Here is a 25,441-nt window from a genome sequence, read left to right on the forward strand (position 1 = left end):
AATGGAACTAGAATTTCTTAAGAAGATTTTTGATACATTTGGCGCATCCGTTTTTGTGCCAATTGTTATTTTTATAATCGCGATCGCTTTAAAGGTAAATCGTAAAAAAGCTTTTTATTCTGCTTTATATGCAGGTATTGGCTTACAAGGATTCACTCTTTTACTAAATGCTTATATCCCTATTATTATGCCTGTTGTTCAAAATATGGTGAAAAGTACAGGAGTCAGCCTCCCTGTATTTGATATCGGATGGCAAGCTAGCTCAATTGTTGCCTATTCTACGGAAGTCGGGATGATCTTTGTAGGTCTCGCACTATTGCTGCAAGTTGGATTATTCCTACTTAAATGGACGAATATTTTCCAACCAGGAGATTTATGGAACAATTATTCCTATATGGTATGGGGTTCCATGATTTATTTAGTTACAAGTAATTTATGGCTAGCTTTAGCTTGCATGATTACACTTAATCTGTATAGCCTTCTTTTCGCAGAATTATTGTCCAAAAGATGGTCTACATATTTTCAATACCCGCGTTGTGCGATTTTACAGTTACATCATGTTGGGAGCATTCCCTTTGCGATTGGACTAAACAGCCTGCTAACAAAGTTCGGTGTTGGAAAAGTAAATGCTAACCCCGAAGTATTAAAGAAAAAATTAGGATTATTTGGAGAACCCATTTTTCTAGGACTATTTCTCGGTGTTTGTATCGGAATATTAGGAAATTTCCATTCTCTTCATACATTAAAAGCATGGGGACAAATTACTACTGTCGGGATCTCAACTGCCGCTATTATGACTATTTTCCCAAAGGTTTCGGGGATTTTTGCTCAAGCATTTTTACCCCTTACAGAGTCAGCGAAAAAAAATATTAACAAAGATAAAAATAAATCCCGAGATTGGTATTTAGGTGTAAATGATGCAATGGGATATGGTGAAACTGCAACATTAACAACTGGTATTTTACTCATTCCAATCATGGTTGTATTAGCATTAATTTTACCCGGAAATGAAGTCCTTCCTATTGTCGATTTAATTGCGCTCCCTTACATGGTTCAAGGAATAGTAGCGATTACAAATGGAAATATTTTTAAATCAATTCTAATTGGTGCAATTTGGTTTAGCTTAGGTCTTTATATGGCAACGTACACCGCACCTATCTTTACAGAAGTTGCACAACAAGTTGGAGTAACCATTCCGGCAGGTGTCCTTCTGATTACAAGTTTCGGAATTCTTACATCACCTGTAACAGGACTAATCTTTTTAGCATTTTTATCAAAATCTCCTTTTTGGATTGGCGGTATACTACTTCTTTATCTTGTCACATATGTATTCTTTAGAAAATACAAACCAAGTATTCAAAACTACTTAGAGCACGCCAATGATTTGCCTTTGCAAAAATCTGTGCATGGAAGACAAGTAAAAATATAATGATAGCTTCCAAATAGTAGTATAAATCTATATTGATTTTTCAATATATAAAGTGAAACTTCCATCAGTGTAGGGTCTTCATCCCCCACTGATGGTTAGTTAAACCAATCGGTCTTTTACGGGTAGTTATCCCCTACCTATCCTCCACTTGTTTTCTCCTTATGTTTTACATGGCATGGGGTAAAAAAAGGATGTGACTGCTTCTACGCATAACCGGACGCTCTCTCCCACCTAAAAAGAAAGGGATTATGCCTTTTTCAAATTTGAGTTCATATATTTCCCAGCACAAGAAATATCTATATAAATATTTAGTCACCAATACGAATTTTTATAAATTTTTTCATATTTCTCTTTTCATTCTAAAAAACATGTAGTATACTAACTTCAAAATCAGAGGAGAAAGGGAGCAAAGAACTATGCTTACGAATACAACTGTAGTTACATTTGCACAAAAACATCATCATCATACGTAAACCCTTGAAACCTAGCGGAAAAATTCACGCGTAGGTACAAGGGTTATTCCCGTTGTACCTACGTTAGGCAAAGAGCCATGTAGGTATTTTTTATCTACATGGCTCTTTTTTGTTTTCAAAAAGGCTAGTAAAAAGATGATGAATAAGCAAAACTACTACAAAGGAGATAAACAAACATGGAAACGAAAAAATGGGGTTTATGGATTTTAACAGCATTTGTTGTTGGAAATATGGTTGGCGGTGGCGTGTTTATGCTTCCAGCAAATTTAGCACAAGTATCGGGTCCCATGGGATCTACACTTGCTTGGAGTATTACAGGACTTGGTGTATTTATGATTGCTCTTGTATTTGGAAACCTTGCCGTACGTAAACCAGATTTAAAAGCTGGGCCACAAAGTTACGCACAAGCAATGTTTACTTCTCAAAAGGCAGGTAAAGTTGCTGGATATAGTATAGCATGGGGATACTGGGCTGCGAACTGGGCTGCAACTGCTTCTGTTATTATTTCATTTGCAGGATACCTATCTACATTCTTCCCAGTTTTACAAAGTAAGCAAGTTCTTTTTTCACTAAACGGATTTTCATTAGAACTTGGAAAAGGATTAACATTTACTGTATGTAGCATTATGCTATGGGGTATTCAATATATTCTTTCTCAAAACATTGATAGAGCTGGCAACATGAATCTGCTTGCAACGATCGCAAAGATTATCGGATTTACAATGTTCATCGTCATTACATTATTTATTTTCAATACTTCTAACTTTGGCGATGGTCAAACATTTATGAATGAGGCTGGGAAATCGATTCCATTAGGCGGACAAGTTAATGCCGCTGCTATTGCAACTCTTTGGGCATTTATAGGAATTGAATCAGCAGTTATGCTATCGAATCGCGCAAAATCACAGCGCGATGTAAAAAAAGCAACAATTTTCGGGTTAATTATTGCTCTTCTTATTTACATGGCAATTACACTCCTAACGATGGGTGCTCTTCCGCAAGACGCTTTAAAAGAGTCGCAAAAACCTTTAGTAGATGCTTTAAACCTAGCCATCGGTAATAAAGGTGCTTACATTATGGCACTACTTGCACTTGTATCATTATTCGGATCTACTGTTGGCTGGATTGTTGTTAGTTCGGAAGTACCTTATCAAGCAGCAAAGAACGGACTTTTCCCAAAATTCTTTGGAAGAACGAATAAAAAAGGAAGTCCTTCAAAGTCACTGCTTGTTACAAATATTATGACGCAAATTTTCTTGTTCTCAACAATATCTGGCACTGTTTCAGAAGCTTATAATTTTGCCATTGTTGTTGCGACTTTAGCTTATTTAATCCCATATCTTGTTTCTACCCTATACCAATTAAAGCTTGTTGTAACAGGAGAAACATACGATATAACACCAGGCTCTCGAGTAAAGGATGGAATCATTACAGTACTTGCACTCCTATACTCTATTTGGGTAATTAAAACCGGAACAGCTGACTTAAAAACATTTTTCTTAGGCATTGGATTATTTGTATTAGGACTCGTCCTCTATCCAATTCTGATGAAAAATCCATCTACTTCTCCTTCAGAACAGCCTAATAATAAAGCTAGCTAATACAACAGAAGCTGTGAGCTACATTCCAAAATATACTGGAGTGTTTCCCACAGCTTCTTGTATTCCTAAGAAACTTCCAACTAATAATCAGTGAGGATGAAGAAAACCACCACTAATTAAAGTTTCACTATATATTGTTTCACATGAAACTCTTTTTTACTATTGAACTTCCCCCACCTTCACTTCATTTAGAAGAAGGGGGATTCCTGGTTAAAATGAGAAAACAACAAACTTTGAACCTAAATAGTAAAATACGATTACTTAAGCTCTTTTTTATAGCTAATCGCTTGCTTACCCATTTGCTCCCAAGCTGCTTGAAATTCATTTTTGGAAACAGCCACATGTGGTTCTGTTCCAAGCGGATTATGAAAATATACTTTTTCTTTATCATATCCGGTTACGAGCACACTATGCTCATAGTACGTAATACGAACCATTCCTTGCGGCGTTTCCCAATTACGAAAATGACCATCGGAAAGACGTTGAAAAGTAGAATTTGTAATTACTAAAACTGGTATCCCCGAACGAATCTGTGTATAGATGCTCTCTATATCTTTTCCCGTCAAATCAATTGCTCGCTCTCCTAAATATTGCTGTGCCAATTTATAAATTGGCTTATGATATGCCCCATATCCAGGATAAGAATACGTGTAAATATTCCCAACAAACCCCTCGTTTGGATGCCCATGTTTATTTCCAATCCAAAACGGAACTTTATGTATTTCCTTCGCTAGCCTCATTTTATCTATTTGAACATTGGCTGACTGAAGTAGCATCGCCAAACTCGTTACTTCACAACCCCTTTTTAATTCAGGAAGCTGTCTGATAAACGGTACATGTGATAAGACAATTTTCTCTGGTAAAGGTTTTGCTGTTTCTTGTTTCACTTGTTGAATCTTATATTGACTTGATTTTCCATCCATTTTTACTGATGAAGAAGGCTTCTTACTCACTGGAGAACAACTTCCAAATAATACTGTAAAAACAAAAAGTAGTTTATACAATTGCACATATTTTTGCATATATATAACTCTAACTCCATTTCATATTAAAATGCTTCTTTCCTATTGTTTACGATTACAAATAAAATCCCATTGTTATTTTTTCCCTAAACGTATATTGTTCCTTACATACTTAAAAAACAGACTAAAATAGTCTGTTTTGGGTTACCAATTTATTAATATCTCCCGTATGGATATTGCGTTGGATATGTTTTTGGGTATGACGCCGGATAATAACCTCCACCACTCGTTAATGCTCCAGCTGTCAGTCCTCCTAATACCCCTCCGGCAAAACTACCTAAAAAAATGTACCTCCGCCACCATAATGACCATGTTGATGATGATCGTGATGTCCACCATGATGGTGTCCGCCGTGATTTCCCATCTCCTTTATACCTTATTTCTTACCACCATATGCAGGACAAGTGCGGAAATCATGGGCATTTTATCCACATTTGTACAGATAAAACAAAACGTTTTATAATGAAGGTATTGTACTAAATTTCTATAAAGTAATACGTGAGAAAGAATGGGTGAAATGTATACATATGAAAAATCGTGTCGTTCAATTACTATTTGTATTTACACTTGTAGCAATTGTTCTTATGCTCTTAAATAAAGAGGTCATATCTTTATATAAATTTCTTGGTGTACTGTGGTCGATTACGATTATAGGAATTTCCTTCGTTATTTTTATCGAAAATCGCTCTCCACAAAGTACACTAGCATGGTTTTTAGTATTAGCGCTTCTTCCGGTTATTGGTGTACTCTTGTACTCACTTTTTGGACGAAGTCGCTGGAGAAGAAAGAAGCATTTGCATCGATCAGAAGAGCAAAGAAAGTTATTCCGTGAAATTTTAGAGAATAAGCGTTTAGACGTGAGCCCGCCTTCTTCATTAAGTGAACGATCTACCTATTTAACGAAAGCCATACAAAAATTTGGCGCCGGACCTGTCGCCAACGAAACAACAACAACTCTCTTAACAAACGGAGAGGAAACTTTTAATGAAATTATAAAGTCTCTTGAAAATGCTAAACACCATATTCATATTCAATATTATATTTATCGATCAGATGAAATCGGGACTAAAGTTCGAGATACATTAATCAAAAAAGCAAAAGATGGTGTAGCTGTACGTTTTCTGTATGATGGTCTTGGAAGCAACACATTGCGTAATCGCTTCTTACGTCCTATGAGAGAAGCTGGGATTGAAATCTTAGAATTTGACTCTATTCTTTCACCATGGCTACTTGAAACAGTCAATTATCGAAATCACCGCAAGATTGTTATTGTTGATGGCGTAATTGGTTTTACAGGCGGACTCAACGTTGGGGATGAATATCTTGGCCGTTCGAAAAAGTTCCCTATTTGGCGCGATAGTCATTTAAAAATAGAAGGAAAAGCATTATATAAACTGCAAGCTGTTTTTCTAGAAGATTGGCTTTATGCTTCTAGCGGTTTAAATAACTATTCCTGGGATTCATTTATGAATAGAGAATACTTTCCAGGACAAGGTATTCACCAAGCAGAAGGTGCCGTTCAAATTGTCGCAAGTGGTCCAAGTTCCGATGATACAAGTATTCGTAATGCTTTATTAGCCGCTATAGGCTCTGCGAAAAAATACATTTGGATCGCAACGCCCTACTTTATTCCAGATCAAGAAACATTAACATTATTGCGTTTAAGCGCCACTGCTGGAATTGATGTCCGCGTTCTATATCCAGGCAAAAGCGATAGTATCATTAGTGATCAAGCGTCTCAATCATACTTTACTCCGCTCTTAAAAGCAGGGGCTTCCATTTATCGCTATAAAGATGGCTTTATGCACGCCAAAATTGTACTTGTTGATGATGAAATTGCTACAATTGGTACAGCAAATATGGATATTCGTAGCTTTGAGCTTAACTATGAAATCATTGCGGTGCTATATGAATCGAAAACAGTTTTAGATATAAAACGTGATTTCGAACAAGATTTTAAAGAGTCTACAGAAATTAAATGGAATTCATTCAAAAAACGAAATATTGGAAAGCGAATGCTCGAATCACTTATGCGACTCATTTCACCTTTGCTATAAATTTCTAAAAAGTAATCAAATTAAATTTGATTACTTTTTTCTTTTCCCCGCTATTTGCGGGCAATAATACTTCCACTTCAAAATTCGACAAAAGCAAAAAAGTTAGTTGGGAGATAAACTTCTCGTAAAAGCCCGATTGGTGAGGGCTAATAATCAGTGGGGGATGAAGCCCCACTGATTAAAGTTTCACTTTATCATGCCATGCTTTCCCTCTCTCCTTTTCTTTGCATACCATATAAAAACACGTTATCATAAGATGTATTGTTTACTTTATGAAAATAATGTTAGGTGGGAAATACATGTTAGAACAATTTCATATACATGCTGATTTAAAACAGCAATTAGCAACAATTCACGAAAAAAATAAACAAGCAGCTGGTGAAAATGCACATTTAATCGGAACAAAAATGTATAAAGCATCAGATAATAGCATTATTGAAGATGCGATTACAGCACTTCTTCTAGGTAAGAATATTTTACTAAAAGGACCGACTGGAAGTGGAAAAACTGTTCTTGCTGAAACGCTATCTTCCTTATTCCAAAAACCAATGCACAGCATTAACTGTTCTGTCGATTTAGATGTCGAAGGTATTTTAGGATACAACACTTTACAAACAAAAGATGGTGCATCTGAAGTTTCCTTCGTTGACGGTCCTCTTATGAAAGCAATGAAAAACGGACATTTCTTATATATCGATGAAATCAATATGGCAAAACCTGAAACACTTCCTCTTCTTCACGGTGCATTAGATTACCGTAAAATGATTACAAACCCGTTTACACAACAAGTTGTATATGGTGATGAGGAGTACCGCGTTATTGCGGCAATTAATGAAGGTTACGTTGGAACAAGCGAGCTAAATGAAGCATTAAAAAACCGCTTCGTTATCATTGAAGTTCCTTATATTCAAGGTGATACATTAAAAGAGTTATTACTAGCTGAATCCAAATTAAATGACGTTGCAACGATTGAAAAATTTGTAGCATTCGCAAGTGACCTTATGCCTCTTGCTCGTGACGGACGCGTAAGTGAAGAAGCAGCAAGTATTCGCGGTATTATTGACGCATGTGATTTAGGTGTATATATTCCTGTTATGCGCGCAATTGAGCGCAGCATTATTACAAAATTAAATGATGAAACAGAACAAATGACTGTCCGTGAATTAGCAGAAAGCTACTTTTTTGAGGGATAATTCATGAGACAAATTTTTAGTGACAAAAAAATTGATGCGTCGCTGTTTCTTCAAATGGAAAATTTAATGTATGCCCTTCTAAAAGAAGACGATGCCTACCTTGAGTATGGCTATAAAGCATACTACGACGAAATAGAAAAAAAGGTTGTCATTAGTCACTTTTGGGATGATCGAAAAGAAGAAGATACCGTAATCGGATTAAAAAGCGAAGTGTTTTTAAAAGCACTCGGCAATAAACATTACTCGGACATGACTTTAATTCGTTCTTATGCAATTGAATTACAAGAATCTCCTCTTAAAAAGTTTTTAACACAATTATTTGTTTTATTAGAAGATTTACGTGTTGAGGAAATCGTAAAAAGCTTACGCCCTGGCACAAAACATATTTTTAAGCGCCGAAAAGAAATGTATCGTAATTACTTCGGCTCACAAAATGAAATAAACCGCGTTCGTAATTATCACGGTGATCGTCTATTTTGTTTATGTTATCTTTCATTAACGAGCGATAAATATGAAATGTTCAACAATGAATATTTCGAGCAAATTGAAACGATTTTACACGAAACATTCCAAACACGTAATACGGAAGAGATTATGTACGTCGTTGAAAAAATTCGCTATCGTCTAGAAGGTCTTCTAGAAAATGATATGATCAATAACTATTTCGGACATGCCCCACTCTACTTATCTGTCATTGCAGATGAAAAAAACTGTCGCGTCGAAGAATTAGCAAATGATGATACTCAAATCGTAGATGATGAGAATAAAAATAAAATTAATGAAAGCTTCTCGACATGGCATCGTGAAAATAAAAATAACGAAAACGAGAACTTTTTACGCTTTGAATTAGAAAGCGGAACAAAAACAAATATGATGGGTGATACTGCTCGTGAATCAGAAGATGGCGATCAAGCACTTGGTTCTGTACAAGGGACTTCGCAAAAAAGTACGCAATCTAACTTTGATGGGGCTAATGCAGAAGAAGCAAGAGCTTCCCATGCATCTAGTCAAAATGAAGGCATATACGGTAAATATAATGTTGGTGCCTCTCATACATTTAAAGAAGCGCGCAAGCCAAATCCTGATGACAAGAAAGACTATCAAGCCATCAAATCAGTCATTAATAAAGACGTAAAAGAATTAAAGAAAATTATTGAGAAGACAATTGAGAACAAAACAAACGCGAATAGTGATAAATATTACGGAAGACTTCGCAAAAAGTTTCTGCGTATTTATACAGAGAAACAACCTCGTATGTTTTATAAGAAAGGGCAAGAATCACAAGAACTTGACGTTGCCTTTCAACTATTAGTCGACTGCTCTGGCTCTATGTATAACAAAATGGAAGAAACAAAGAAAAGCGTTGTTCTCTTCCACGAAGCATTAAAATCCTTAAAAATCCCGCATGCGATTAGTGGATTTTGGGAAGATGCTTCTAGTGCAAAGCCAGAAGATAAACCAAACGTGATTCATGAAGTTGTAACATATAAAAACTCAACGCTTCCAAACGTTGGACCAGAAATTATGCAACTTCGCGAAGAAGAAGACAATCGTGACGGTTACATTATCCGCATCGTTTCAGAAAAACTGGCAAAACGATCAGAGAAGCACAAATTCCTGCTCGTATTTACAGACGGTGAACCATCGGCATTAGACTACCAACAAGATGGTATTTTAGATACACACGAAGCTGTTAAACTTGCTCGTAAAAGCGGCATGGAAGTCATCGGGATTTTCATCGAAGAAGGCGAAGCAAAAGAGGCGACATATCAACTGATGAAAAATATTTATAACCATCATTTCTTAGTTGCGAATCATGCTGAAGATTTACGATTGAAGATTAAGCCGTTATTGAAGAAATTATTACTGAAGACGATCGAATAGAAAAACAGGGGCTGATTTTGGCTCCTGTTTTTTAGTCTTTATTTGTCGAGCGATCGATATATTTGAAAAAGCGCCGATAAAATTTTATTTACTATTTTGTTTCTCTTTGAAATTTGTATGAGATGGATGCCTTTAATAATGATTCAAGCCCTCCATCATAATATGGGAAGCGCTCATTTGCAGTTTTCATATCGACCCATTCTATTACTGAAATCTCACCTGCATCTTGCACAGCAATATCCCCATCTATCACATTGGCGTGAAAAGTAATCAACAATGCATGGTTGCCTACCTCAGTAAAAAACTTTTCATTTATTGCAGCAATCCCCCGTATCTCTACAGTTAATCCTGTCTCTTCTTTTACTTCTCTTACAGCTGCTGCTTCTAATGTTTCTCCTTTTTCCACTGCACCGCCCGGCAATGACCAAGCATCTTGTTCAACGTTATGTACCATTAATATTTGGTCCTTCTCCTGATTATAGATTAATGCATATACAACATCGACTCTTTTCATGTGTATTTCCTCCTATTGTATTTTTTACGTATCTAATCCTGGTTCAAATTTCGATAAAATGTTAATTCCCTATACTCCTAATTATGAAAATACATAAAGAAATTCATCAAGAAGCGAATGAGGAATTAGGATTGGTTGCACAGGAATTTATGAAGAATCTGACACAGATTGAACTACCCTCACCTATCTTCCTTATTTCTCTCTGAATAATGAAAAATTTATAGAAATCTTTTTGGGTATATTAAGGAAGAAGTCTACTATCAAATATATTTGAAAGGATGTTTCATTTGTCCCCCAAAAAGGATGAGCAATATACGGATGTTACAGCTGCTGAAGCAAGACATGAATATGTCATTCCCGAAGAGTTTCCCGAGGGTCCTTACGGTTCTTCCACTAACAGAAAGTTAGGAAAGTCGACTCCTTGGGAGAAAGATCAAAAAACACATAAAGCATTTAGTTACGAATATGAAAAACAATATGAAGAAACAAAGCAACAATATCCCGAAGCTAGCACCGAATCAGAAAGTCTAGATACGAATAAAGTAAAATCTATATAACAAGAAACCTTATTCCTTCCCTAGACTCCGTTTAGATATGCTGACAAAAAGAACCGATTCAATTGAATCGGTTCCCTTCATTAACTAAGCACTAACTCAGCTGTTAACTTTTTTTTTAACTTTGCTAACATATCAGCTGTCATTTTATCTAAGTCATATTCTGCTTTAAAGCCCCACTCTTCTTTCGCTGCTGTTGCATCAATTGAGTTTGGCCAGCTGTTTGCGATTGTTTGACGAGCTGAATCTACAGCGTAATCCATTGTAAACGTCGGAATGTGCTTACGAATTGCTGCTGCAATTTGCTCTGGTTCGAAACTCATCGCAGTAATATTAAAAGCATTTCGATGTATTAACTTACTTGGGTCTGCTTCCATTAAAGAAACAATCGCTTGCAGTGCATCTGGCATATACATCATATCCATGTATGTTCCTTCCGCAATGTAAGAGGTGTAAGCACCTTTTTTAATTGCTTCATAATAAATTTCAACTGCATAATCCGTTGTACCGCCTCCTGGAGGAGCTACATAAGAAATTAAGCCTGGGAAACGTACTCCGCGCGTATCAACACCAAATTTTTGATGATAATAATCACATAATAATTCTCCTGCTACTTTGTTTACCCCATACATCGTAGTCGGACGCTGAATAGTATCTTGCGGTGTATTATCTTTTGGCGTTGTTGGACCAAATGCACCAATAGAACTTGGCGTGAAAAATTTACATTCCAGCTCACGTGCTGCTTCTAATGCATTTACAAGTCCGCCCATATTTAAATTCCAAGCAAATAACGGATTCTTTTCTGCAGTCGCTGAAAGTAAAGCTGCTAAATGAATAATTGTATCTACTTCATTACGTTTCGCAATGTCGTGTAGTTTCTGACCATCGGTTACATCTAACGTTTCAAATGGGCCAGATTTTACGACATCACTATCCGTCTCGCGAATATCTGTTGCAATAACGTTTGATGCGCCGTATACATCACGAAGTTTCATTACAAGTTCAGAACCAATTTGCCCTAAAGAACCGGTTACTAGAATTTTTTTCATTTTCCCCACTCCTCATTTGCAAGCTTTCAAAAGATGTAATTATATTAGATGATTCCCATTTCTTTTCCCACTTTTTCATACGTACGAATCGCTTCATCAAGCATCTCTTTCGTATGAGCCGCTGTTGGCATATTACGAACACGACCTTTACCTTTTGCTACAGTCGGGAACACAATAGATTTCGCATAGACGCCTTCTTCATTTAGACGTTTACTGAACTCTTGTGTTAATACTTCATCGCCAATGATACAAGGCGTAATTGGTGTTTCACTTTCTCCAATGTTGAATCCAAGCTCTTTTAAGCCTTGTTTTAAATAGCGACCATTTTCCCATAAACGATCATGTAATTCCGTGCTTTCCATTAAAATTTCAATCGATCTCATACAAGCCGCTGCATCTGCTGGTGTTAGCGCTGTTGAGAATAAGAATGGACGTGAACGAACTTTTAGCCAATCAATTAAGTTTTGCTTTCCTGCTACATATCCACCGACTACCCCAATCGCTTTTGATAATGTACCAATTTGGAAATCTACTTTATCAGAAAGACCGAAATGTTTTACAGTACCTGCACCTTTCCCAAGTACACCTGAACCATGCGCATCATCCACATATGTCATTAAATCTAGTTCTTCTGCAATCTCAACAATTTCTGGTAGTTTCGCAACATCACCATCCATTGAGAAGACGCCATCTGTAATAACCATCAATTTATTGTAAAGACCTGATTCCTTGGCCTCAGTTGCTTTTTTGCGTAAGTCTTCCATATCAGAATGTTTATAAACAATTATTTTTGCTTTTGATAAACGACTGCCGTCAATAATAGACGCATGATTTAATTCATCAGAGAGAATTGCATCATTTTTATCCATAACAGCTGAAATCGCTGCCATATTACAGTTAAATCCTGATTGATACGCAATTGCTGCTTCTGTATGTTTAAACTTGGCAATTGTTTCTTCCAATTTGATATGCAAATCAAGAGTACCGTTAATTGTACGAACTGCTCCTGCACCAACGCCATATTTATGAATTGCACCAATTGCTGCTTCTTGCAGACGATTATCTGTTGCTAAACCAAGATAGTTATTTGAAGATAAGTTAATATATTCTTTCCCGCCAATTGTAATGATTGGTCCATTTGGACCTTCAAGCGGATCAATTACGTTATAAAGCCCCTTTGCTTTTAAATCCTCTAAATTTTCTTCTAAAAAGTTTGCAAGTGTTTTACTAGACATCGTGAAGCCTCCCCATCGTTCATGTAAGCGGATTATTATCTCAATAATTCCAATAATCCCTCTACTAGCTTAACACGTTTTCGAAATTTGTTATAGAAAAATAGTTTAAAGAAAACGCTTACAACTTTTAATTATATAGGATTAAATACAAGAAATCTATGATTTACTTCAATTGTTTGATAGAATGAAAAAAATATTTTTAGGAGCTGAGAAAATGGCCTTTACAGAATCTGAAGTATATAATAATGACTCTTTTTTTGAACAGTATATGAAGCGCAGATATCGAAAAGATAATCCAAATGAAGCAATTGAAAAACCTGCCTTATTGCAGCTCATCGGGGATATGAAAGGGAAGAACATTCTTGACTTAGGATGCGGTGATGCTAAATTTGGTGTGGAATTATTGCAAAAAGGATGTCTTTCTTACACAGGTATTGAAGGCTCTCACCTTATGTATACAGAAGCTGTACAGCAACTAGAAAACGTAAATGGCACTGTCTATTTCATGAACCTCAAAGACTATACGTACCCTTCTTCTACTTTTGATCTCGTTACATCTAGACTCGCTCTTCACTATATTGAAGATCTCGATATTATTTTTCAAAACATCTATCAAACCTTAAAAACAGATGGGATTTTCACCTTTAGTGTGCAACATCCCATTATTACTTCTTCTTTTGAGAGCTTACAATCTGGTGGTAAACGCACAAGTTGGCTCATTGACGATTATTTTAAAAGTGGAAAACGTATAGAACCATGGATTGGTCAAGAGGTAATCAAATATCACCGCACCACTGAACAATACTTCACTCTCTTACAACGAGCTGGATTTACGATTACAGATTTACGAGAAGCAACACCAAAGCGAAAGCATTTTCAAAATGAAGAAGAATACAAGCGGAGATTGCGTATTCCTCTCTTTCTCTTATTTTCTTGTAAAAAATAAAAAAGCGATGAAATTTCATCGCTTTTTTCATTTCACTGCCTGCGCTACCTGCGGAAGTAAACATCTTCCTCTTCCCTGCGGAATGCAAAGCGGCGTTCCAAATAAAGGATCTGTTGTAATTTGACACTCCATGCGGAATACATCACGAACTAGCTTACAGTCAATAATTTCTTCTGGCTTACCTTGCGCATAAATTTGTTTATCTTGAATGGCTACAATATTGTCTGCATAGCGGCAAGCTAAGTTTAAATCATGTAGTACCATAACGATTGTTCTTTGTTCTGTTTCATTTAATTCAAATAATAAATCAAGCACTTCAATTTGATGAGTCATATCTAAATATGTAGTTGGCTCATCTAACAAAATAATATCCGTATCTTGCGCAAGCGTCATCGCAATCCAAGCACGCTGACGTTGTCCACCTGAAAGTGCGTGAACATCACGCTCAGCAAATTCAGTCATACCTGTTGCTGCGAGCGCTTTTTGTACCATTTCCTCATCTTTTTCTGACCATTGCTTGAGCCATGTTTGATATGGATAACGCCCTTGTTTTACAAGCTGAAGCACAGTTAGGCCTTCTGGAGCTTGAGGACCTTGCGGTAAAATTGCCATTTGCCGAGCTATTTGCTTCGTTTGCATATTTTGAATTGCTTTGTCCTCTAGTAAAATGTCACCTGCTGTTGGTTTTAATAAACGAGCAAGCGAACGTAATAAAGTTGATTTTCCGCAACCGTTAGAGCCGATAAAAATCGAAATTTTCCCTTTTGGGATCTCTAGATTTAACTCATTAATAATAATTGTTTCTCCATAAGACAATGTTAACGTTTTAGTCTCTAATGCTTTTTGCATGTTCATCTCCCTTTACTCCGTTTTCTTAGTAGACAAGAAATCGTCTATGTACTTCTTTACCTTTATGAATTTCGACTTTTATAAAGTAAATAAATAAAATACGGAGCACCGATTGCTGATGTAAATACACCTGCTGGGACTTCAAGCGGCGCAAAGACTGTGCGCCCAATTAAATCGGCAGCAAGTACTAAAATTGCACCAACAACAGCAGCAACTGGAAGTAGCGCACCATATAAAGAACCAACTAATCTTCTTGAAATATGCGGTGCCATTAAACCAACAAATCCAATTCCACCTGCAAAAGCAACTGCTCCACCAATTAATGCTGTACTAAGGAGCAAGAGGAAAAAGCGTGATTTCGTTAAACGAATACCAAGTCCGGCAGCAATATCATCACCAAGTTCTTGTGCATTTAAATGTCTCGCCGATATAAATGCAACCACTGTTAAAATAAGAACCCAAGGTGCTAACACTCCTACATTTTGCCAAGAAGATCCATAAACAGTACCAGTGATCCACACATTTGCTTGACTCGCTTGATAGATTGGTGCTAACAGCATGAATAATGTTGTAGCAGCCTTCGTTAGTGCCCAAAACCCAACACCTATTAGAACAAGACTAATCGCCGATAATCCATCATTTCTCCATGCGAATAAATATACAAAAAAGGCAACGATAGTTGCACCAATAAAGGCCGCTAGCGGCATATAATGAATGCTTACTGTTAATGCATTATTTTTATCACTAAATAATGCAAGAAATAGTACAACTGCTACACTTGCCCCACCCGTAATTCCAATAATATCAGGAGAAGCAAGCGGATTTCGAACGAGCCCTTGTAAAATACATCCAGCTACAGCAAGAGCTATTCCTACAAGGATTGCAATTAAAATACGCGGCATACGGAACTTATTTACAATCATATTAGACATCGTATCACCGTTTCCAGTAATTGCTTGCCATACATCATATGGGGCGATTTTCATTTCCCCCATACCTGCACTTGCAAAGAATAATCCTATTAAAACAACTAATAAACCTAACAAGACGAGACAAGCTCGTTTATACATTAAAAACGAGAGGCCGTCTTTTCCCATACGAAACGGAATATACTTCTTCATTTGCTAAGCCCTCTCTTACGTGCGATATAAATAAAGAATGGTGCACCAATAAATGCTGTCATAACCCCTACAGGTACTTCTTGTGGCATAATCACATATCTTGCAGCAATATCTGCAAGTAATAGTAAGATAGCACCTAATAGACCACTATACGGCACTCTCCAACGGTGATCTACGCCAACAAGCGCTCTTGCAAAATGAGGTATAATAATCCCCACGAATCCAATTGGACCGGCAACCGCTACAGAACCACCTGACAATAATACAATAATGAGTAACACCAGTGATTTCATCAAAAGGGTTCGTTGCCCTAACCCTTTTGCAACATCTTCTCCCATCATTAATGTATTTACTTTTCCAGCCATTAGAAGAGAGGAAATCCATCCTATTAATAAATAAGGGAACACAGACTGTAATATTTCTAACTTTCTCCCCTGTACAGAACCAGCTAGCCAAAATAATACTTCTTCCAATGCTTTCTCATTTAATACGAGCAAACCTTGTGTTAAAGACGAGAATAAAGCACTAATTGCTACCCCTGCCAAAGTCAACTTAAGTGGAGTTGTCCCTTCTTTCCCTAAGGAACTAGATGCAAACACAAGTGCCGCAGCAACTGCTGCACCTAAAAAAGCGATCCACGTAAACGCTGACAAAGATGAAATCGAAAAAACAACAATGGCTACAACAATGAAAAAGGCAGCACCTGAGTTTAATCCGATAAAATCTGGAGCAGCAAGTGGATTTTTTGTTAAAGTTTGCATAAAGCAACCAGCGATGGCTAAACTAGCACCGACACTAGCAGCAATAAGCGCACGTGGTAAACGCACGTTTTGAATAATAATATGTTCATTCGAACCATTAAAATGGAAAAAGGCATCCAATGCTAATTTCCAACTCGTATTTGTATATCCAAAAATAATACTCCCCCAAATACAAGTAATAACTGCAATGATTCCAACAAATAATCCAACCCATTTTGCTTGATTTGTTTTTAATAACATGCAGCGTTTCTCCTTCAATGTATAATGATACGTTGTTAGTGTATTGCAACTTAATTTACGTTGTCAATGATAACAATTATTAATGTCAATTATTACTATTGACATTATATTTTCAAAACCGTAATATCAATTTCGACAATGAAAATTATTCTCAATATTTAGGGGGATACATAATGAATTTCATCAAACAAAAATCATTTGTATTATTTGTATTTGTGTTATCATTTTCACTTCTTTTAGGGGCATGTGGTAAATCTGATAACAAGGCTGAGGAGCCTAAAAAAGAAGAAAAGAAAGAAATGGTTACCGTAGAACATGCAATGGGTAAGACAGAAGTTCCTGCAAATCCAAAACGTGTTGTTATTTTAACAAATGAAGGAGCAGAAGCTTTACTTACTCTTGGTGTTACACCAGTTGGTGCTGTAAATCCGCCTACTAGCGACTCATGGTATCCACATATGAAAGATAAAATGAAAGATGTAAAATCTGTCGGTAACGAAAGTCAAGTCAATGTCGAAGCAATTGCTGCTTTAAAACCTGATTTAATTATCGGCAACAAAATGCGTCAAGAAAAAGTGTACGAGCAGCTAAATGGCATCGCTCCTACTGTCTTTGCAGAAACATTACGTGGTGAATGGAAAGATAACTTTAAATTTTATGCAAAAGCATTGAATAAAGATAAAGAAGGTCAAAAGGTATTAGCTGATTACGACAAACGTATCAAAGACTTAAAAGGAAAACTTGGAGATAAAGTAAATCAAGAAATTTCTATGGTACGCTTTATGCCTGGTGATGTTCGTATTTATCACGGAGATACATTCTCTGGGGTTATTTTAAAAGAACTTGGTTTCAAGCGTCCTGGTGATCAAAACAAAAATGACTTTGCAGAACGTAACGTATCTAAAGAGCGTATCCCTGCAATGGATGGCGATATCATCTTCTACTTCACTTACAATCAAGGAAATGAGAAAAAAGGTTCTGAATTAGAGAAAGAATATATCAATGATCCTCTATTCAAAAACTTAAATGCTTCAAAAAATAATAAAGTATACCAAGTTGATGATATCATTTGGAATACAGCTGGCGGTGCAATGGCTGCAAACTTAATGCTAGATGACATTGAAAAACGCTTTGCAAAATAAATTCTTTCTTTAAAACAGCTCCCTTTTCGGGAGCTGTTTTTTATTTCATAGAAGTGTCACATTATTTCATTTTGTATTTTTATTCTCAATATGTTATATTGTAATAGTAAATAAAATATATTTTCTCTATATCAGAAGAGTTATTTTAATCTAAATTTTCTGATTAATCATTATTTTGTTTTCTTTTGGAATTCAAATATAACATTTGAAAACGCTTATTATCTAATTTTAAGGGAAAAATACAGGAACGGATGAAGTTGCAATAGATTATTTCAAAATTTTTCTTTCTATTGCCATATAATTCTATTGACTTCTAAATATTTTGTAAATTAAAATGATTACATAAATATCCGTTATACAGGATTAGGGGGAAGCAAAAATGGATGCAGCTTTAAAGTTAAAAAAAGCTGAGGAACAACAATCACCAAAAAAACATCCACCTGGATTATATTTGTTGTTCTTAACAGAAATGTGGGAAAGATTTAGTTACTACGGAATGCGTGGACTTTTAGTTCTCTATTTAACAACAACTGTTGTCAGCGGAGGTCTTGGATTTGATAAGGCTTTTGCAGTGCAATTATACGGAATTTTCACAGCTTTAGTATATTTCACACCAATTATTGGTGGATGGTTAACTGACCACTTTATTACAAGACGTCACGCAATTACCCTTGGTGGTATTATTATGGCACTTGGTAACTTTGTACTATTTTCAATGAATACAAAAACTGGACTCTTTTTAGGATTAGGATTATTAGTTATTGGTAATGGATTCTTCAAACCAAATATTTCTACTCTTTTGGGTGAACTATACGGCGAAAATGATTCACGCCGCGACAGTGCTTTTACAATCTTCTACATGGGTATCAACGTAGGAGCGTTCTTTGCACCATTAATTTGTGGTTTCCTAGCAGAAGACTTCTTCAAAACAAGTGCTAACGGCGTTATGGTTATGGGTTATAAATACGGGTTCCTTGCAGCTTGTATCGGTATGATCATCGGACAGATTTTCTTTAATCTATTAGCTCCTCGTTACCTTGGCAAGGCAGGAACAACAGTTGTAGGTAAAAAATCAAAAGACAAAAACGCAACAGTAATTGAGAAAAAACCTTTAACAAAACAAGAAAAGAACCGTACTTGGGCAATCGTTATTTTAACTTGCTTCGTTGTTTTCTTCTGGGCAGGTTTTGAACAAGCCGGTAGTTCTTTAACACTATATACAAACACTTTTGTTGATCGTACAATTTTCGGATGGGAAGTTCCAACATCTTGGTTCCAATCTGTTAACCCAGCATTTATCGTACTATTAGCACCATTCATATCTATGTTATGGATAAAGCTATCTAAAACAAAAAATGGTGACTTAAAAGTTCCTACAAAAATGGCACTTGGTATGATTTTACTAGGAATTGGTTATCTTGTTTTAACATTAGCTGTTTTGAAAACTGGTAGTGATGAAGCAAACATTGCTACGAAAGCAAATTTATTATTCATCGTTTTCACATATCTGTTCCATACAATTGGTGAATTATTCTTATCACCAATTGGACTATCAATGGTAAGTGCAATTGCTCCTGTAAAATTAGCATCTCTATTAATGGGAGTATGGTTAGCAGGTTCTGGTATGGCGAACTATCTAGCTGGTGCACTTGCTGCCTTCACACAATCTTTAGGATATCTAGAAGTATTCGCAAGCATTGGTATTATCGTAATTGTACTTGGCTTAGTACTTCTTATGTTCTCTAAGAAAATTGCACGTATGATGGAATAATAAACCCAAGAAAAAGGACCCTCGTATTGAGGGTCCTTTTTCTTGAACATTTTCCTTACTGTATTGCTTCTTGTTCTAACAATGGTGAATACGTATCAGTACGACGATCCCTTAAGAACTGTAATAGATTACGTGCCGCTTTAATTTCTTTCGTATCAATTTTTTGAATTAACACCCCTTCCTCTTCCTCTAAGGAACAAATGATTTCCCCCATTGGATTACTGATAAAACTCCCTCCATAAAAACTCATATCCTTCTCTTTCCCTACTCGATTTACAGCAGCAACAAATACACCATTATGAATACTATGAGCTGAAATAGCTTTTGTCCAAACTGGTTTTGTAGACAACTCTGGATGATCCGGCTCAGAACCGATTGCTGACGGATAAAACAATATTTCTGCACCTTTTAATGTCAAAATCCGTGCTACTTCAGGGAACCATTCATCCCAGCATATCCCAACTCCTATCTTCCCGTACTTTGTACTATATACGGGATAACCCGTATTTCCTGGTGTAAAATAATATTTTTCATGGTAATTTGGTCCATCTGGGATATGATTTTTACGTGTTGTCCCTAAATATTTACCATCCGCATCAAACACCGCTGCACTATTAAAATAAATTCCCTGTGCTACCCTTTCATAAAAAGGAACAATTAAAACAACATGTAATTCTTCCGCTAATTTTTGCATCACTTGTAATGCATCATGCTCAAAAGAAATAGCTAATTCATAATTATGAACCGAAACATTTTGAGCAAAGTACTCGGCATGATAAAGCTCTTGTAAACAAATGACTTGGGCACCTTTATCTGCTGCTTCTCTTACCTTTTCAATCGTTTTTTCTGTATTTATCTTGATATCCTCCTCACATGCTAATTGAACTAGACCGATTATAATCGTACTCATTATCCTTTTCCCCCTAATATTAATTTTGGACAACTTGTTTTTCATCCTGATAGACAACATTTCCGTCTACCATTGTGAAAATAACTGAGGCCTCTTTAATTTCTGTTACAGGCACATCAAATAGATTCCTGTCCAATACAACAATATCAGCTAATTTTCCTACTTCCAGTGTTCCAAGTTCATCTTCACGAAATGAAGCATATGCAGGAGCATATGTATACGCCCTTAAAGCTTCAGCTAAAGAAACTCTCTCCTGTAAATTCCACTCTATTCCTTCATCATCTAACCTTGTTACCGCCCTATAAATTTCCGGTAACGGATTTAATGTAACTACAGGGTAATCACTTCCAAATACAAGCATTGCACCTGAATCCATTAATGTTTTCATCAAATAATTGTGCTGCATTCTTTCTGATCCAATTAAATTCTTATATACTTCTCTACTTGTAAGATTAATATGTTCTGGCTGAATAGAAGCAAGTGCCCCTAATTTTTGAAACCTCTCAATATCACTTGGGTGAATCATTTCAACATGCTCAATTGCGTGTCTTGCATCTCTTTTACCATTTCGCATTTGCGCCTCTTCAAAAGCATCTAATGCTAAACGTACAGCTCCATCCCCAATCGCATGAAACCTTACACGAAATCCTTCTTTATCCGCATCGACTGTCCATTTTTTTATTATTTCTGGAGGATAAGTTGTATAGCCATTTGTCTCTTGAGTACAGTATGGTTCTAATAAGTACGCTGTATAGCTTGTTGTAACACCATCTATAAATTGTTTAAATCCACAAAATCGAACCATATTAGAGCGATACGTTTCATTTAAACGTTTTGCTAATTTTAAATTACCATTTAGAGGAGCCACAAAATGGACTCTTGTTGTTAACTTACCTTCCTTCTCAAATTCATCATATAGCTCTACTTCTTCCACACCCATTTCAGGTATTCTCAATAAATCATGTACAGATGTTACGCCATATTTTGCAGCTTCTATTAAAAAGCTCTGGAGCAATGCTCGATTTCGTTCAAGATTAAACTGTAATACATTTGTTGCCAATCCTACTGCATTTTCCTTTAAAATTCCTGTTGGCTCGCCATTCCGATCTTTCACAACTTCTCCATACGGCGGATTTTTTGTTCCTCTATGAATCCCCGCCATTTCTAAAGCCTTACTATTTAGCCATGCACAATGAAATTCAGCATGATATAAAAATACCGGCCTGTCTGCAATACATTCATCTAATATATTCCGATGAGGTTCTTCCTGAGACTCCCACAAATTCTGTTCCCAACTACTTCCAATCACACAAGGCGCATCTTTATTTGTATCAGCATGTTTCTTTACAAGCCTTGCAACTTCCTTAGCTGAACGTGCATGAATAAGCTGTACTCCCTTATGTACTAAGCTCCCTAACATAAGATGAATATGAAAGTCATGAAACCCAGGCATAATAAGTTGATTTCCAAAATCATAAATCATTGTGTCAGTATCAACATACTTTTGAATGTTGTCTTTTTGAACAAGAGCAATAATTTTATTATCTTTAACCACAACAGAAGCCGGGATAAAGGTTTCTTTCATTCCTGTAAATACAGCGTCACTACTTAAAATAACATCTGCTTTTTTCGTCATCATTCTCCTCCTAAATCGATAATTCTTGTCCATCTTCTTTCTGTGATTCATCAAAATTCATTTGTGGTGGTTGAACTCGAAATAATTTCGTTATATAGAGTAAGTAAACAATCCCAACAAAGGCCCATATTCCGCCTAGTATCATAGACATCTTATCCAAGTCGCTCCATAACTTGAGTGTTATACTCGCACCAATTAGCGGGATCACAAAATATAAAATTGTACATTTTAAAGATCTCTGACGTCCTTTAACAAAGTAATGAGCAATAACTGAGAGATTTACAAACGTAAATGCAATTAGTGCACCAAAATTAATGAAAGAAGTAATGGTAACAAGATCGGTAAATAGTGCAGCTAGAGCAAAAATGCTCACTAAAATAATATTCTTGATAGGTGTGTGAAAGCGTGGATGTATATAGGCAAAGAAGGTTTTCGGCAATACCGAATCCCTTCCCATTGCATATAAAATACGTGAAACACTAGCATGAGAAGTCAAAGCTGAAGTAAAAGAAGTTACTATCATTCCTGCAAGAAATATAGCATTAAATAAATTTCCGCCTATCATTCTCGCAATTTCAGCAGCTGCTGTATCTAGATTTTGAAAAGATGAATAATCCGGATGTATTAAGTGTGCAAGGTAAGAAACAATAATATAGCAAATACCAGAACAAGCAATTACAAAAAATATCGCTTTTGGAATCGTCTTTGTTGGATTAATCGTTTCTTCTGCGAAAGTTGTTAAAGCATCAAATCCTAAGAAAGATAAACAAAGAACTGCAGCGCCAGAAAATGCAGCTAAAATTGATGAGTCAGAATTTATGAATGGTTTTAACGAAAGTATAGTTCCTTCTCCATTCCCATTGAGAAGGGAGGTTACACATAAGATGCAGAACAAAAGCAATACGAAATATTGAAATCCTAAAAAAATCATATTCATTGTAATCGTTAATTTTGTCCCTACAATATTGATTACAGTAACAATTACAATCATGGCAACAATCCATATACTAGAAGGAATAGAAGGGAAATATTCAGATAAATAGAGTGCTATTATGAGGAAGTTAATCATAGGAATAAACAAATAATCCATTAAAATTACCCAACCGACCATAAAACCTAGCCCTGGGCTCAAAGATTTTTGCGTATACGTATAAGCAGATCCAGAAATTGGATAAGCCTTTGTCATTTGTCCATAACTGTATGCCGTAAACAACATTGCAAATAGTGCAAGTATATACGCCGTTGGTATCACACCTTTAGATAAAGATTCTACAACTCCAAAGGTAGTAAATACGGTTAATGGCGCCATGTAAGCTAAACCTAGTAATACTAACTGAAAAAAATTCAACGAACGCTTTAGTTTCATTTCACTCTTCACTTTTCAACCCCCTTCTAATTTCTACTTACTCTATGCAAATTATGTTCCAATTTGTCATTGGATAGAAAAAAGCTTGTTTTTTTCATGTTTTTCCATAAAAAACAAGGGGATAGGTATCTCAAAAAATATACCAATGTGCATAAACTATGAATTGTTGCATACTTCTTGTCACTTTTATAAATAAAAAGAGAAAGTTAGCTCCTGAAAGCTAACTTTCTTTTTTTATTGCTCTTCTAACGCTGTAACATCCACTTGCACTGTTTCATGTGGTGTTTTCACATCATGTACATTCGCGATTCCACTTCCCTCATCACAGCTTTCAATCCATACTGGTACACCTTGATATGTAACATCAATTCTGCTTGAAGATGACAAAATTTGTTTCACACGCTTGATATCCATCCTTCATTCCTCCTTTTACTTATTACACTCTTATTTATCTTGTCATTTCTCTTTGAAATATATTCCATAAAAACTTTCGCACTTACCTCCTGCAGATGTTGAAGTGGAGTTTCCCACCTATTTTTATATAAAAAAAGACGTGCATCCCCGCACGTCTTTTTCCATAATATTCAAATTTTATGAAAATAATGTTTTAACAACTTCACTTACTTTTTCATTATGCACTTGATAATATACTTCTAAGCCACGTCTTTCAAAACGAACAACTTTATTTTGCTTTAATTTCGTTAAATGCTGTGAAACAGTCGATTGCGGAATTTCTAATACTTCCTGTAATTGTGTTACGTTACAAGTTCCACGTCCCATAAGCTCCATTACTAAGCGAAGACGGAGCGGGTGAGCTAACGCTCGCAACATTTGTACATCCTCTTCTGAAATACGACAATCAAATTGATTTTGATTCATAAAGTTCCCCTCATTTTTTCATTTTTATTTTCTCTTTATTTATCTTTATATATTTGTTTTTATATTTCCTGTTACGACACAACTTTATCAACCTAAAATAAAAAAATTTTTTCCTCCTTTTATCAACATACAATTAAGAGCAAAACCCCTGCTGATTTTGAATATTATACTACACGGTTTAGTGAAAAAGCAAAACATACAGATAGGTATACTTTGCTTCTAAATGCTGTTTTCTCAACCTTTTTGTTATATTTTTTCACTTACACTACTACCTGTAATGACATTGTAAAATATCACTTTGAAATGATATGCGAATGTAATCTTTTTAAGTTATTTGACCTATAAAAATTGCTTTGTTACGATGAAAAGAGTTAAATTTTGGTAAATGGAAGATTTATTGTTAAAAAGTTGCTAATAATAGGATTAATTAGTATTGCACTTGGTTATACAATTATTCAAAACTTCCTAGTGAACTACCCATCACTTAACGACCTTACAGTCTGTTTGAAGTGTGTGCTTCAAAAGTCAAAAGACTTTCTCTTTTATTGCTCCTTCACCCACAAGCCTACTGGCTCATGTCCAAAGCCTTGTATTCGCGGCGTCCCTACCGCTACCAAAAATCGATACAAACTATACGAGCAGACCTTGTTCGTGTAGAACACGAATGCCATAATATTTTAGATTCCGACCCGCATTATAATCTCTATCGATTTTCGTGCCACAATTGGAACAGAATTTGGTTTTATATAGGAATCGTGTACTTTCATATACACGATTCTTCTTTTTGTCCAGTTTATGAACAAAATGTA

General features: G+C 35.9%; 21 protein-coding genes and 1 pseudogene. 9 read left to right on the top strand and 13 right to left on the bottom strand.

Annotation, left to right across the window (positions count from 1 at the left end):
• Position 1: 1 nt before the first annotated feature.
• Complete coding sequence (locus AAIE21_RS19325) at positions 2–1,429, top strand: PTS galactitol transporter subunit IIC (protein WP_343268273.1); 1,428 nt, start codon at positions 2–4, stop codon at positions 1,427–1,429.
• 649 nt (positions 1,430–2,078) lie between these two features.
• On the top strand, positions 2,079–3,503 hold the full coding sequence (locus AAIE21_RS19330) for an amino acid permease (protein ID WP_343268274.1): 1,425 nt from the start codon (positions 2,079–2,081) through the stop codon (positions 3,501–3,503).
• Between the two features lie 257 nt (positions 3,504–3,760).
• Here AAIE21_RS19330 and AAIE21_RS19335 read toward each other — a convergent pair whose 3' ends face one another.
• Both AAIE21_RS19335 and AAIE21_RS19340 read right to left on the bottom strand, forming a co-directional pair.
• On the bottom strand, positions 3,761–4,525 hold the full coding sequence (locus AAIE21_RS19335) for a C39 family peptidase (protein ID WP_343268275.1): 765 nt from the start codon (positions 4,523–4,525) through the stop codon (positions 3,761–3,763).
• A gap of 155 nt (positions 4,526–4,680) precedes the next feature.
• A pseudogene (locus tag AAIE21_RS19340) lies at positions 4,681–4,889 on the bottom strand (hypothetical protein).
• 163 nt (positions 4,890–5,052) lie between these two features.
• On the opposite strand from AAIE21_RS19340, the gene AAIE21_RS19345 reads away from it, so the two are divergent.
• The 3 genes from AAIE21_RS19345 (at position 5,053) to AAIE21_RS19355 (ending at position 9,659) form a co-directional block, all read left to right on the top strand.
• On the top strand, positions 5,053–6,582 hold the full coding sequence (locus AAIE21_RS19345; protein ID WP_343268276.1) for a cardiolipin synthase: 1,530 nt from the start codon (positions 5,053–5,055) through the stop codon (positions 6,580–6,582).
• Positions 6,583–6,881: 299 nt separating this feature from the next.
• On the top strand, positions 6,882–7,775 hold the full coding sequence (locus tag AAIE21_RS19350; protein ID WP_343268277.1) for an ATP-binding protein: 894 nt from the start codon (positions 6,882–6,884) through the stop codon (positions 7,773–7,775).
• Between the two features lie 3 nt (positions 7,776–7,778).
• Entirely contained in the window at positions 7,779–9,659 is a 1,881-nt protein-coding gene (locus tag AAIE21_RS19355) for a vWA domain-containing protein (RefSeq protein ID WP_343268278.1), read from the top strand.
• A gap of 91 nt (positions 9,660–9,750) precedes the next feature.
• On the opposite strand, the gene AAIE21_RS19360 is transcribed toward AAIE21_RS19355, so the two are convergent.
• The gene (locus tag AAIE21_RS19360) at positions 9,751–10,173 is read right to left on the bottom strand and encodes an NUDIX hydrolase (RefSeq protein WP_343268279.1); all 423 of its coding nucleotides are present in this window, start codon (positions 10,171–10,173) and stop codon (positions 9,751–9,753) included.
• 278 nt (positions 10,174–10,451) lie between these two features.
• Between AAIE21_RS19360 and AAIE21_RS19365 the strand changes: the two genes are divergently transcribed.
• Complete coding sequence (locus tag AAIE21_RS19365; RefSeq protein WP_343268280.1) at positions 10,452–10,730, top strand: hypothetical protein; 279 nt, start codon at positions 10,452–10,454, stop codon at positions 10,728–10,730.
• A gap of 80 nt (positions 10,731–10,810) precedes the next feature.
• On the opposite strand, the gene AAIE21_RS19370 is transcribed toward AAIE21_RS19365, so the two are convergent.
• The gene (locus tag AAIE21_RS19370) at positions 10,811–11,785 is read right to left on the bottom strand and encodes an L-threonine 3-dehydrogenase (protein ID WP_343268281.1); all 975 of its coding nucleotides are present in this window, start codon (positions 11,783–11,785) and stop codon (positions 10,811–10,813) included.
• 35 nt (positions 11,786–11,820) lie between these two features.
• On the bottom strand, positions 11,821–13,011 hold the full coding sequence (locus AAIE21_RS19375) for a glycine C-acetyltransferase (RefSeq protein ID WP_343268282.1): 1,191 nt from the start codon (positions 13,009–13,011) through the stop codon (positions 11,821–11,823).
• A gap of 214 nt (positions 13,012–13,225) precedes the next feature.
• Between AAIE21_RS19375 and AAIE21_RS19380 the strand changes: the two genes are divergently transcribed.
• On the top strand, positions 13,226–13,957 hold the full coding sequence (locus tag AAIE21_RS19380; RefSeq protein WP_343268283.1) for a methyltransferase domain-containing protein: 732 nt from the start codon (positions 13,226–13,228) through the stop codon (positions 13,955–13,957).
• A gap of 27 nt (positions 13,958–13,984) precedes the next feature.
• Here AAIE21_RS19380 and AAIE21_RS19385 read toward each other — a convergent pair whose 3' ends face one another.
• The 3 genes from AAIE21_RS19385 to AAIE21_RS19395 are packed head-to-tail and all read right to left on the bottom strand — an operon-like array spanning position 13,985 to position 16,928.
• Positions 13,985–14,812: an ABC transporter ATP-binding protein gene (locus AAIE21_RS19385; protein ID WP_343268284.1), complete on the bottom strand. Its 828-nt coding sequence runs from the start codon at positions 14,810–14,812 to the stop codon at positions 13,985–13,987.
• A gap of 56 nt (positions 14,813–14,868) precedes the next feature.
• Positions 14,869–15,927, bottom strand: a complete 1,059-nt coding sequence (locus AAIE21_RS19390) for a FecCD family ABC transporter permease (protein ID WP_343268285.1) — start codon at positions 15,925–15,927, stop codon at positions 14,869–14,871.
• The gene (locus AAIE21_RS19395; protein WP_343268286.1) at positions 15,924–16,928 is read right to left on the bottom strand and encodes a FecCD family ABC transporter permease; all 1,005 of its coding nucleotides are present in this window, start codon (positions 16,926–16,928) and stop codon (positions 15,924–15,926) included. The genes AAIE21_RS19390 and AAIE21_RS19395 overlap by 4 nt, the downstream gene beginning before the upstream one ends.
• Before the next feature lie 173 nt (positions 16,929–17,101).
• Here AAIE21_RS19395 and AAIE21_RS19400 point away from each other — a divergent pair, with 173 nt between their 5' ends.
• Together AAIE21_RS19400 and AAIE21_RS19405 are read left to right on the top strand one after the other, a co-directional pair.
• Positions 17,102–18,070 carry an ABC transporter substrate-binding protein gene (locus tag AAIE21_RS19400; RefSeq protein WP_343268287.1) on the top strand — a complete coding sequence of 323 codons (969 nt, stop codon included), beginning with the start codon at positions 17,102–17,104 and terminating at the stop codon, positions 18,068–18,070.
• A gap of 379 nt (positions 18,071–18,449) precedes the next feature.
• Positions 18,450–19,841 carry a peptide MFS transporter gene (locus tag AAIE21_RS19405; protein ID WP_343268288.1) on the top strand — a complete coding sequence of 464 codons (1,392 nt, stop codon included), beginning with the start codon at positions 18,450–18,452 and terminating at the stop codon, positions 19,839–19,841.
• Positions 19,842–19,896: 55 nt separating this feature from the next.
• On the opposite strand, the gene AAIE21_RS19410 is transcribed toward AAIE21_RS19405, so the two are convergent.
• The 5 genes from AAIE21_RS19410 to AAIE21_RS19430 all read right to left on the bottom strand — a co-directional run bounded on the left by AAIE21_RS19410 (position 19,897) and on the right by AAIE21_RS19430 (position 24,632).
• Positions 19,897–20,751, bottom strand: a complete 855-nt coding sequence (locus tag AAIE21_RS19410) for a carbon-nitrogen hydrolase (RefSeq protein ID WP_343268289.1) — start codon at positions 20,749–20,751, stop codon at positions 19,897–19,899.
• 19 nt (positions 20,752–20,770) lie between these two features.
• Entirely contained in the window at positions 20,771–22,387 is a 1,617-nt protein-coding gene (locus tag AAIE21_RS19415; protein ID WP_343268290.1) for an amidohydrolase, read from the bottom strand.
• 10 nt (positions 22,388–22,397) lie between these two features.
• Entirely contained in the window at positions 22,398–23,753 is a 1,356-nt protein-coding gene (locus AAIE21_RS19420) for an APC family permease (RefSeq protein WP_481858696.1), read from the bottom strand.
• A 234-nt stretch (positions 23,754–23,987) separates the two neighbouring features.
• Entirely contained in the window at positions 23,988–24,167 is a 180-nt protein-coding gene (locus AAIE21_RS19425) for an acid-soluble spore protein H (protein WP_343268292.1), read from the bottom strand.
• 177 nt (positions 24,168–24,344) lie between these two features.
• On the bottom strand, positions 24,345–24,632 hold the full coding sequence (locus AAIE21_RS19430; protein ID WP_003195107.1) for an ArsR/SmtB family transcription factor: 288 nt from the start codon (positions 24,630–24,632) through the stop codon (positions 24,345–24,347).
• Positions 24,633–25,441: the final 809 nt, after the last annotated feature.

The organism is Paenibacillus sp. 102, from assembly GCF_039549175.1.
Taxonomy (GTDB): domain Bacteria; phylum Bacillota; class Bacilli; order Bacillales; family Bacillaceae_G; genus Bacillus_A.

What these genes read in the sequence shown, in the direction of transcription:
- AAIE21_RS19325 (WP_343268273.1), top strand. Translation starts at nt 2, where the DNA reads ATGGAACTAGAATTTCTTAAGAAGATTTTTGATACATTTGGCGCATCC.
- AAIE21_RS19330 (WP_343268274.1), top strand. Translation starts at nt 2,079, where the DNA reads ATGGAAACGAAAAAATGGGGTTTATGGATTTTAACAGCATTTGTTGTT.
- AAIE21_RS19335 (WP_343268275.1), bottom strand. Translation starts at nt 4,525, where the DNA reads ATGCAAAAATATGTGCAATTGTATAAACTACTTTTTGTTTTTACAGTA.
- AAIE21_RS19345 (WP_343268276.1), top strand. Translation starts at nt 5,053, where the DNA reads ATGAAAAATCGTGTCGTTCAATTACTATTTGTATTTACACTTGTAGCA.
- AAIE21_RS19350 (WP_343268277.1), top strand. Translation starts at nt 6,882, where the DNA reads ATGTTAGAACAATTTCATATACATGCTGATTTAAAACAGCAATTAGCA.
- AAIE21_RS19355 (WP_343268278.1), top strand. Translation starts at nt 7,779, where the DNA reads ATGAGACAAATTTTTAGTGACAAAAAAATTGATGCGTCGCTGTTTCTT.
- AAIE21_RS19360 (WP_343268279.1), bottom strand. Translation starts at nt 10,173, where the DNA reads ATGAAAAGAGTCGATGTTGTATATGCATTAATCTATAATCAGGAGAAG.
- AAIE21_RS19365 (WP_343268280.1), top strand. Translation starts at nt 10,452, where the DNA reads ATGTTTCATTTGTCCCCCAAAAAGGATGAGCAATATACGGATGTTACA.
- AAIE21_RS19375 (WP_343268282.1), bottom strand. Translation starts at nt 13,011, where the DNA reads ATGTCTAGTAAAACACTTGCAAACTTTTTAGAAGAAAATTTAGAGGAT.
- AAIE21_RS19380 (WP_343268283.1), top strand. Translation starts at nt 13,226, where the DNA reads ATGGCCTTTACAGAATCTGAAGTATATAATAATGACTCTTTTTTTGAA.
- AAIE21_RS19385 (WP_343268284.1), bottom strand. Translation starts at nt 14,812, where the DNA reads ATGAACATGCAAAAAGCATTAGAGACTAAAACGTTAACATTGTCTTAT.
- AAIE21_RS19390 (WP_343268285.1), bottom strand. Translation starts at nt 15,927, where the DNA reads ATGAAGAAGTATATTCCGTTTCGTATGGGAAAAGACGGCCTCTCGTTT.
- AAIE21_RS19395 (WP_343268286.1), bottom strand. Translation starts at nt 16,928, where the DNA reads ATGTTATTAAAAACAAATCAAGCAAAATGGGTTGGATTATTTGTTGGA.
- AAIE21_RS19400 (WP_343268287.1), top strand. Translation starts at nt 17,102, where the DNA reads ATGAATTTCATCAAACAAAAATCATTTGTATTATTTGTATTTGTGTTA.
- AAIE21_RS19405 (WP_343268288.1), top strand. Translation starts at nt 18,450, where the DNA reads ATGGATGCAGCTTTAAAGTTAAAAAAAGCTGAGGAACAACAATCACCA.
- AAIE21_RS19410 (WP_343268289.1), bottom strand. Translation starts at nt 20,751, where the DNA reads ATGAGTACGATTATAATCGGTCTAGTTCAATTAGCATGTGAGGAGGAT.
- AAIE21_RS19415 (WP_343268290.1), bottom strand. Translation starts at nt 22,387, where the DNA reads ATGACGAAAAAAGCAGATGTTATTTTAAGTAGTGACGCTGTATTTACA.
- AAIE21_RS19420 (WP_481858696.1), bottom strand. Translation starts at nt 23,753, where the DNA reads ATGAAACTAAAGCGTTCGTTGAATTTTTTTCAGTTAGTATTACTAGGT.
- AAIE21_RS19425 (WP_343268292.1), bottom strand. Translation starts at nt 24,167, where the DNA reads ATGGATATCAAGCGTGTGAAACAAATTTTGTCATCTTCAAGCAGAATT.
- AAIE21_RS19430 (WP_003195107.1), bottom strand. Translation starts at nt 24,632, where the DNA reads ATGAATCAAAATCAATTTGATTGTCGTATTTCAGAAGAGGATGTACAA.